This window comes from Arenibaculum sp. (genome assembly GCF_035998295.1).
Lineage (GTDB): Bacteria > Pseudomonadota > Alphaproteobacteria > Azospirillales > Azospirillaceae > DASYHS01.
Window position 1 is genome coordinate 24825 of sequence record NZ_DASYHS010000026.1, and the last position, 8417, is coordinate 33241.

Consider the following 8417-nt stretch of genomic DNA (forward strand, 5'->3'; position numbering starts at 1 on the left):
GCGCGATGGCGGACGGGACGAAGCGGATGGGCCGGCGCGGCGTGATCGCCGCGGCGGCGGCGGCGCCGCTGCTGTGGAACCTGTCCGCGGGGGCGCGGGCGCTACGGGCGGCCACGCCCTGCGGCGCCGGGGCGACGCCGCCCAACCCCGAGGGCCCCTTCTATTCACCCGATTCGCCGCGCCGGCAGTCGCTGCGCGATCCCGGCATGGCGGGCGTGCCGATCGTGGTGACCGGGGTCGTGCTGTCGCCGGAATGCCGGCCGCTGCCCGGCGCCGTGCTCGACTTCTGGCAGGCCGATGCCGACGGGGCCTACGACACCGCCGGCTACCGCCTGCGCGGCCACCAGTTCGCCGACGAGAACGGCCGCTACCGGCTGGAGACGATCCTTCCCGGCAACTACGGGCCGCGCACGCGCCACATCCACGTCACCGTGCTCGATCCCGGCATGCGCCCGCTGACGACGCAGCTCTATTTCCCGGGCGAGCCGCGCAACCGCACCGACCCGCTGTACCGGCCGGGGCTGCTGGTGTCGGGCGACCCCGCCGGGCGGGGCGAGCTGTATTTCGACTTCCTGCTCGCCCGCGAGTGAGGGTCAGTCCCCCTCGGGCGCCGGCTGCGCGGCCGGCACCGCCCAGGGCGGCCGCGCGCCGTGGACGGCGCGCATGCGGGCGTTTCCTTCCAGGAAATAGGCCGGCGCGGCCGAGAACGCGGTGTTCGCCACCGTGTAGTTGACGCTGTACAGGCCCGAGCCGCGGACCCCGGGATGGAGGTCGAGCAGCCGGCGGCACAAGTCCATGTCCGGCGATTCGCCGCTGCGCACGCGCTGGTACCATACCGGCGACAGCGCCACCGCGACGTCGCGGCGCAGCATGTAGCAGTTGGTGTCGACGTGGTGGTACCGGCCATGCCAGCTCGGCCACGCGCCCAGGCTGTCGCAGTCGTCGCGGTCGAGGAAGCCGCCGTCGGGCAGCCACAGCGTGCGCAGGGAATGCGTCCAGGCGAGCTGGTGGTCGACGGCGACGCGCACCAGGGCCGCGACGTGGTCGGGGTCCCACCAGTTGTCCTCGTCGAGGAAGCAGACGAAATGCCCCTCGGCCAGGAAGGACGCGGTCGCGTAGAGGCGGTGGCCGTTGAAGCCGTTCGCCCCGGTGTTGCGCGGCACGCGCAGCAGGATCGGCGCGACCTCGGGGCCGAGCCGGGACAGCGCGTCCTCGACCGGCGGGGCATGCTCCTCGCCGTCGACCGCGACGATCAGCTCGATCCGCGGATGCGTCTGGGCGGCGACCGAGGCCAGGGCCTTGCCCAGGCTGGCCGCGCCGACCGTCGGCACGATCACCGTGACCACGGGGTGCTCGTAGCGGCCGAGTGCCGCCAGCACGCGCAGCAGGTCGACCCAGGCCTGGGCGCGCGCCGGCTTGATCCGGCACGCCAGGTCGAGCTGCGCCAGCGCGTCCTCGTTGCGGCCGAGGTCGAGATACGCGGCGGCGAGGTTGTGGTGCAGCTCGCCCGAGCGGGTTTCCGTCGCCAGCGCCTGCAGCAGGAGCGCTAGCGCCTTGTCGGGCCGACCGGACTGGCGGAACAGGCGGGCGAGGTTGTTCAGCGCCGTGATGTTGCCGGGGTCGAACTCCAGGACGGCGACGTAGGTCTCGGCGGCGGCGCGGTACTCGCCGGCCTCGAGCTGCGCCAATCCCCGCGTCAGCAGCTCGCTCAGCCTCTCGAAGCTCATCGCGTCCCCCCCGGACCACCGCCGACCGCCGCCCGGTCGACGGCGGCCGCGAGGAAGTCCTCGATCGCGCGCACGGTCGCGTCGTTCTCGAACAGCACGCCGGACGCGTCCAGGATGCGGCGCACGGCCGTGGTCCGGAAGCCCGGGTCGGTGCCGAGCCGCAGCGCCAGTTCCAGGTAGTGGGCGTGGTCGCGCGCGACGCAGTCCTCCACGCCCATCAGCTTGTAGAAGCCGTAGGTATGGCGGCCGCGCATGAACTCCCCGGGCCAGGTCACGATCGGCGTGCCGACCGCGAACGCCTCCAGGCTGGTGTTGCCGCCGCTGTAGTGCAGCGGGTCGAGCATCACGTCGCACACCGCCATCAGGTTGATGAAGTCGGCGGTCGGCATGTTCGACAGCAGGCGCACCCGGCCGATCACGTCGGGACCGGCGCGCCGCAGGCGGTCCAGCAGCAGCCCGGCCACATGGGGGTCCCGGCCCTGGATCAGCACCAGCACGCCGAGCGGGTCGCGGCGCAGCAGCTCGATCAGCACCGGGTCGAAGTCCGGGTGGACCTTGAACAGGCTCTGCGGGCAGACGTAGAGATGCGCGTTCTCCGGCAGCCCGAAATCCGGCCGGCGCTTGGCGGGCCGGGGCAGTTCCGGCCGCGGGTACCAGATGGTCGGGCCGGGCAGGCGGGCGAGCGGCTCGGTGTAGTGCCGCTCGGCATCCTCGGGCTCCATAGCGTCGCAGGTCAGGAACCAGTCGATGTTGGGGATGCCGGTCGTGTCGGGATGGCCCCAGGTCAGCGTCTGCACCGGCGCCAGCCGCGCGAAGGCCAGGAAATAGGTGAGCGGGTCCATCCCGATGTCGGTGTAGTACAGGACGTCCAGCTCCTGCGCCGCGATCAGGGCGCGGGCCTGCGCCAGGTCGGCCGAGGGCACCTCCAGGACCCGGCCCGCGGCCTGCGCCATCAGGCGGCGCATCGGGTCGCCGGCATGGGGCGTCGTGATCAGGACGGGGTCGAAGCGCGTCCGGTCCAGCCGCTCGACCAGCCCGCGGTTCAGCCGCGAGATCGTGTGCGCGTGGAAATAGCTGGACACGAAGCCGATGCGCAGGCGCCGGCCGGCGGACGGGCGGGGCGGCCTCGCGCAATGCGGCGCCACGTAGCCGAGCGACGGGCAGGCCTCCTGGTAGAGGCGCGCCAGCGCCTGCTGCAGCGGCAGGTCGTCGGCGGCGTGGTAGGCCAGGTAGAAGCTGGTCTGGCTCACCTGGCGCCGCGGGTCGTGCAGCCGGATGCCGTCCGCCCGCAGCGCCTCGACCTGTTCGAGGAAGCGGCGGCGCACCGTCGCGATCTCCTCGTGGGAGGCGGGGATGATCGGCAGCGTGATCGCCCGCTTGACCCGCATCGCCGCATCGCCGGTCAGGCGGTGGGCGCGGCGGTAGCATTCGCGCGCGTAGAGGTGGCGCCCGCGGTCCTGCTCGATGTCGCCGAGCGAGATCTGCGCCATCGCATGCGCGGGGTCGAGGGCGAGCGCGTGGCGGGCGATGCGCGCGGCCTCCTCGTACCGGCCCGGCGAGATCGTCGCGACGTGCAGGCGGTAGAAGGCGTCCGCCCATCCCGGCCCGGCCAGCGTCGCCCGCCGGAAGGCCCGGCGCGCCGGCTCGCTCTCGAAGGAGAGATGCAGCGCGTTGCCGAGATTGTACCAGCCCTGGGCCTCGCCGGGGCCGAGCGCCAGGCTGTGCCGCAGCACGTCCCCGGCTTCCGCGTAGCGTCCCGCGAGGTTGAGGGCGACGCCGAGGTTGTTCCAGTGCTCCGCCGAGCGCGGGCGCAGCGCCACCGCGCGCCGGAAGGCGCGGACGGCGCCCTCGGCGTCGCGCGCCTCGCCGGCGCCGCCGTCCGTGCCGAGCACGCTGGCGAGGCCCGACCAGGCTTCGAGCGAGGCGGGATCGCAGGCAAGCGCGTGGCGGTAGGCGGCGACGGCGTCCTCGAAGCGTCCCTCCAGCACGTCCAGGCTCGCGCGCTGCATCCAGGCCTCGACGCCGTCCGGGACCTCGTCGAGGGCGCGTGCGCACCAGTCCCGGGCCTCGGCCATCCGGCCGGTCAGGCACAGCGCGCGGCTCAGCCCGACCATGGCGCGGGCGTCGCGCGGCGCGAGTGCCAGGCAGGACCGGAACGCGTCGGCGGCCTGCTCCGTCCGCCCCGCCGCGACGAGCGCCAGGGCGAGGTTGAGGCGGGCGCCCTCGTGCAGCGGGTCGGACGCGAGCGCCGTCCGGAACGCGTCGGCCGCCGCCCCGGGCCGGCCGAGCGCCATCAGCGCGTTGCCCATGTTGAACGCGGCCTCGTGGTGGCCGGGGTCGAGCGCGAGCACCGCGCGGTACGCATCCACCGCCCCCTCCAGGTCGCCGTCGCCGCGCAGCGCCAGCGCCAGGTTGAAGCCGCCGTCGCGGTCGTCGGGGGCGAGCCGCAGGACGCGGCGCAGGCAGCGGGCCGCGGCGGCCGGCTCGCCCGTGTCCAGCAGGACGCCGCCCAGGCCGGAGAACGCGGCGGGGTCGTCGGGACGCAGCGCCGCCATGTGGCGGTAGGCCGCCGCCGACAGGCCGGGGTCTCCCGCCTGCAGCGCCAGCGCGCCGAGCAGCGACAGCGTCTCGTAATGGTCGGGCGAGACGGCCAGCGCCTGGAGGCAGGCCTGGGCGGCGTCCGCGGGGCGCCCGGCCTGGTAGAACCGCTCCGCGAGCGTCAGCAGTCTTTCGAGCATCCCTCGTCCCGTCTCCGCGCGGCCTTCCCCGTCATTGGCACCTTTTCCCGTCCGCAAAGCAAGAGGGCGGCGGCCACGCGGCAGGAAGTGCCGGACGGGCCCGGCAGGATTTTCCGCCCGCGCCGCCGCGAGGCGCGGAATCCGGGCGCCGTCCCGGTTGGCCCGCCCCTTGCTTGGGGTTCCGCGACGCCTTTCGGGCAGAGTACGAGAAGGTAGCCGGCGATGAGCCTCGACGTTTCCCTGCGCTTCGCGCTGACGGGTCTGACCGCATCACAGCGGGGCCTGGACGTCGTGTCGCGCAACATCGCCAACGCCGAGACCGAAGGCTACACGCGCAAGACGCTGACCCAGTACAACGAGGTCATCAACGGCTACAATTTCGGGGTCCGGACCGGCAATCTCGGCCGCGTGCTCGACAAGGCGCTCCAGCGCGAGCTGCTGACGCGCGACAGCGAGGTCGGGCGGCATTCCACGATCGAGAGCTACCTGATCAAGATGGACGCCGTCCAGGGCAAGCCCGATTCCGAGCTGTCGGTCGGCAACCTCGTGAAGCAGCTCCACAACGGTTTCGTCAGCCTGCTGGACCAGCCCGAATCGCTGACGATGCAGCGCCGGATCCTGGACGACGCCGACACGCTGGCGCGCCGGCTGAACCAGGTCGGCGACACCATCAACACCCTGCGCAACCAGACCCAGGCCGAGATCGTGGACCTGATGGGGGAGGTGAACCACCACCTGTCCCAGATCCACGACCTGAACCGGACCCTGACCAAGGCCACGCTCGCCGGCGAGACGGCGCCCGACCTGGAGGACAAGCGGGACCAGGCGCTGCGCGAACTCTCCAAGCTCGTCGACATCACCTATTTCCGGACCGGCACCGGCGAGATCAAGATCAACGCCGCCAACGGGCAGCCGCTGCTCGATTCCAGCTACCAGCCGCTCTCCACCTCGACGGTCACGATCAACGCGACCTCCTACTACGAGCAAGGCAACCCGGCGAGCCCGATCCCGCCGATCCTGCTCGGCGGCACGGCCGACATGACGCCGTTCCTGACCGGCGGCCGGATCGGCGGGCTGCTGGAGCTCAGGGACGAGATCCTGCCGACGATGCAGGCCGAGCTGGACGGGCTCGCGGTGACGATGGCGCGTCGGTTCGAGGACGCCGGCCTGACCCTGTTCACCGACAGCACCGGCACTGTGCCCGCCGGCTACGTGGCGCCGCCCGCGGCGCTGGCCTATGTCGGGTTCTCCTCGTCGATCCGCGTCAGCGCCCTGGTGCAGGCCGACCCGAGCATCCTGCGCGACGGCGACGCCGGCCAGCCCGGCGGCGCCACCTATCCCGGCTATCGCGACCAGCTCCAGGCCGTGGTCGACGACGTGTTCGGCGTCCCGGCCTCGGCCGCCTTCGAGTTCCCGACCGCCAACCTGGGGCCCGGGCCGCGGACCCTCTCGACGCGGCTGGCGGCCGACGCTACCTTGGCCGCCTATGCCACCGAGATGGTTACCGCCAACGGGGTGCTCCGGGCCGAATCGACGCGGCAGCTCGATGCCGCCGAGGCGATCCGGGACCGCTTCCAGGAGCATCTCAGCAACGAGTCCGGGGTCAACGTCGACCAGGAGATTGGGCTGCTGATCCAGCTCCAGCGCTCGTATTCGAGTTCCGCGCGCCTGATCACGACGAACCGCGAGATGTTCGCGGAACTCCTCCAGGCCGTCTGAGTAAGGAGGGCGAACGATGACGTCCGTTTCGACCAGCGGCCAGTTCCAGCGGATACAGGCCAACAACCTGGCGCTCCAGGAACGCATGGCCCAGCTGCGCGACCAGGTCGCGACCCAGAAGAAGGCGAACGACTTCGGCGGGCTCGGCAGTGGTGCCCGCGTCTCCATCAGCCTGCGCGGCGAGATGAAGGAGCTGGAGAGCTATACCCGCAACATCGACGTCGCGCGGCTCAGGCTGACGACCCAGGTCGAGGCGATGGAGCGCATCGGCGCGCTCGCCAAGGAGCTCAACGGCGAGCTGATCAAGCTCCAGAGCGACCCGCACGGCGACGCCTCCGTCGTCAACCGCATCGCCGAGAACGGCTACCGCGAGATCGTCTCCCTGCTGAACGCCAAGGTGAACGACCGCTACGTCTTCGCGGGCGGCGACGCCTCGACCGCGCCGCTGCCGCAGGCGGGGGCGGACGCCCTGTTCGCGCAGATCGACGCCGATCTGAACGGCCCGATCGCCAACGCGGCGACCTCGCTCACCACCACCCGCACGACGGTGGCCAGCCGCGGCTGGTTCGCGGCCTCGATCGACCCCGACACCTCCGTCCCGCCGGTGCCGACGGTGCCGCCGGTCACGGTGCGCGCGGACCGCAGCCTCGACCTGGAATACGGCGTCCTGGCGACGAACGGCACGTTCTCGGACAACGTCGTCCCCGCGAACGACCTGCCGTATTTCCGCGAGGTCCTCCACGCCTTCGCGACCGCGGCGCATATCGATCAGCCGACCACTCCGGCCGAGCTGACGGAGTTCCGCACCTATCTGGGCAGCACCCAGCAGGCGCTGTCGCGGGCCACCGGCGAGCTGGACCGGGAGGTCGGGGGCCTGGGCAGCGTCGGCGAGCGCCTCGACGGGATCGCCAAGGCCCACAAGGACCTGACGGTCCATCTCCAGCGCGGCGTCTCCGACGTCGAGGACGTCGACATGGCGGACGCGATCACGCGCCTCCAGCTCGTACAGAGCCAGCTCGAGGCGTCGTACCGCGTCACCACGACCCTGAACCGCGTCAGCCTGAGCGATTTCCTGTGAGCCGGAGCCCGAGCGCATGAAGATCCACGTCCTGGACCCGGCCCTGTTCACCCGCGCCGGCCATCATTTCCACGTCACCCTGGCGATCCGCGACGTGGCGGCCGAGCTCGGCATCGAGACCGTGGTCTACGGCAACGGCGCGTGCAAGCCGGAGGTGCAGGAGGCCCTGCCCGTGGTCCCGGCCTTCAGCAACACGACCTACGTGCAGATGCCGGGGCCGCCGGAATACCTCTTCGCCTACAACCACCTCTACGCCAACCAGACCTTCGAGCGCGAGCTGGCGGACGCGGTGCGCGGCCCCTTCGCGGCCGACGACCTGATCGTCATCCACACCGTGGTCGGCCAGCAGCTCGTCGGGCTGCACCGCTGGTACGCGGCGCTGCCGGACCCGAAGCCGCGGATCTGCATCCTGCTGCGTTTCCAGCCGGGCTTCCGCTGCGCGGCCGAGGACCGCGGCCTCGCGGCCGCCTTCTACGAGAAGGCGCTGCGGCTGTGGGCGGGCACGCCCGGCAACCGCGTCTCGCTGGTCACCGACAACCCCGAGCTCGGCGCCGTCTACGAGCGGATGGCCGGGCTGCCGGTGCGCGACCTGCCGATCCCGATCCGCCATCCCGGCATTCCCCCGCGCCTGCCGGCCGATCCCGGCCTCGGGCTGCATTTCGCCTTCCTGGGCGAGGCCCGGCTGGAGAAGGGCTTCCACGTCCTGATGGGCGCGCTGTCGCGCGGTGCCGCGGCGATGGCGAACGTGCGGTTCACGGTGCAGGCATGCCGCGCGCCCGAGCTCGCGGACTTCATCCAGTCCTGCCGGCGCCTGCTGCCGGACGTGCGCTTCGTGCTCGAGGACCTGCCCGAGCAGGGCTATCTCGACCTGCTGTCTTCGGCCGACGCGGTGCTGGTCCCCTACGATCCCGAAGAGTACGAGCTGCGGACCTCGCACGTGCTGCTGGAAGCGCTCGGCGCCGGCAAGCCGGTGCTGACGACGCGCGGCACCTGGGTCGAGGCCGAGATGGCGCGCTTCGGCCAGGTCGGGGTCGTCGCCGACGCGTTCACGCCCGAGGCGGTCCAGGACGGGCTCGGGCGGCTGGTGGAGGGATGGCGCGGCTACGCCGCCGCCGCCTTCGCCGCCGCCCCGGTCTGCCGCGACCGCCACAACGC

6 protein-coding genes are annotated in these 8417 nt (G+C 72.4%); 4 read left to right on the forward strand and 2 right to left on the reverse strand.

Annotated features, from left to right (window positions below):
* Positions 1 to 5: 5 nt before the first annotated feature.
* Entirely contained in the window at positions 6 to 590 is a 585-nt protein-coding gene (locus VGO20_RS02545) for a dioxygenase family protein (protein ID WP_327500714.1), read from the forward strand.
* A gap of 3 nt (positions 591 to 593) precedes the next feature.
* Here VGO20_RS02545 and VGO20_RS02550 read toward each other — a convergent pair whose 3' ends face one another.
* Together VGO20_RS02550 and VGO20_RS02555 are read right to left on the reverse strand one after the other, a co-directional pair.
* On the reverse strand, positions 594 to 1727 hold the full coding sequence (locus VGO20_RS02550; protein ID WP_327500715.1) for a tetratricopeptide repeat protein: 1134 nt from the start codon (positions 1725 to 1727) through the stop codon (positions 594 to 596).
* On the reverse strand, positions 1724 to 4465 hold the full coding sequence (locus VGO20_RS02555; protein WP_327500716.1) for a tetratricopeptide repeat protein: 2742 nt from the start codon (positions 4463 to 4465) through the stop codon (positions 1724 to 1726). The genes VGO20_RS02550 and VGO20_RS02555 overlap by 4 nt, the downstream gene beginning before the upstream one ends.
* Before the next feature lie 222 nt (positions 4466 to 4687).
* On the opposite strand from VGO20_RS02555, the gene flgK reads away from it, so the two are divergent.
* The 3 genes from flgK to VGO20_RS02570 form a co-directional block, all read left to right on the forward strand.
* Positions 4688 to 6184, forward strand: a complete 1497-nt coding sequence (gene flgK, locus VGO20_RS02560; RefSeq protein ID WP_327500717.1) for a flagellar hook-associated protein FlgK — start codon at positions 4688 to 4690, stop codon at positions 6182 to 6184.
* 16 nt (positions 6185 to 6200) lie between these two features.
* On the forward strand, positions 6201 to 7262 hold the full coding sequence (locus VGO20_RS02565) for a flagellin (RefSeq protein WP_327500718.1): 1062 nt from the start codon (positions 6201 to 6203) through the stop codon (positions 7260 to 7262).
* Positions 7263 to 7278: 16 nt separating this feature from the next.
* Positions 7279 to 8417: glycosyltransferase (locus tag VGO20_RS02570; RefSeq protein WP_327500719.1), on the forward strand; the 1139-nt coding region annotated here is incomplete at its 3' end.

Excerpts from the sequence above, each read along its gene's own strand:
- VGO20_RS02545 (WP_327500714.1), top strand. The coding sequence starts at position 6 with ATGGCGGACGGGACGAAGCGGATGGGCCGGCGCGGCGTGATCGCCGCG.
- VGO20_RS02550 (WP_327500715.1), bottom strand. The coding sequence starts at position 1,727 with ATGAGCTTCGAGAGGCTGAGCGAGCTGCTGACGCGGGGATTGGCGCAG.
- VGO20_RS02555 (WP_327500716.1), bottom strand. The coding sequence starts at position 4,465 with ATGCTCGAAAGACTGCTGACGCTCGCGGAGCGGTTCTACCAGGCCGGG.
- flgK (WP_327500717.1), top strand. The coding sequence starts at position 4,688 with ATGAGCCTCGACGTTTCCCTGCGCTTCGCGCTGACGGGTCTGACCGCA.
- VGO20_RS02565 (WP_327500718.1), top strand. The coding sequence starts at position 6,201 with ATGACGTCCGTTTCGACCAGCGGCCAGTTCCAGCGGATACAGGCCAAC.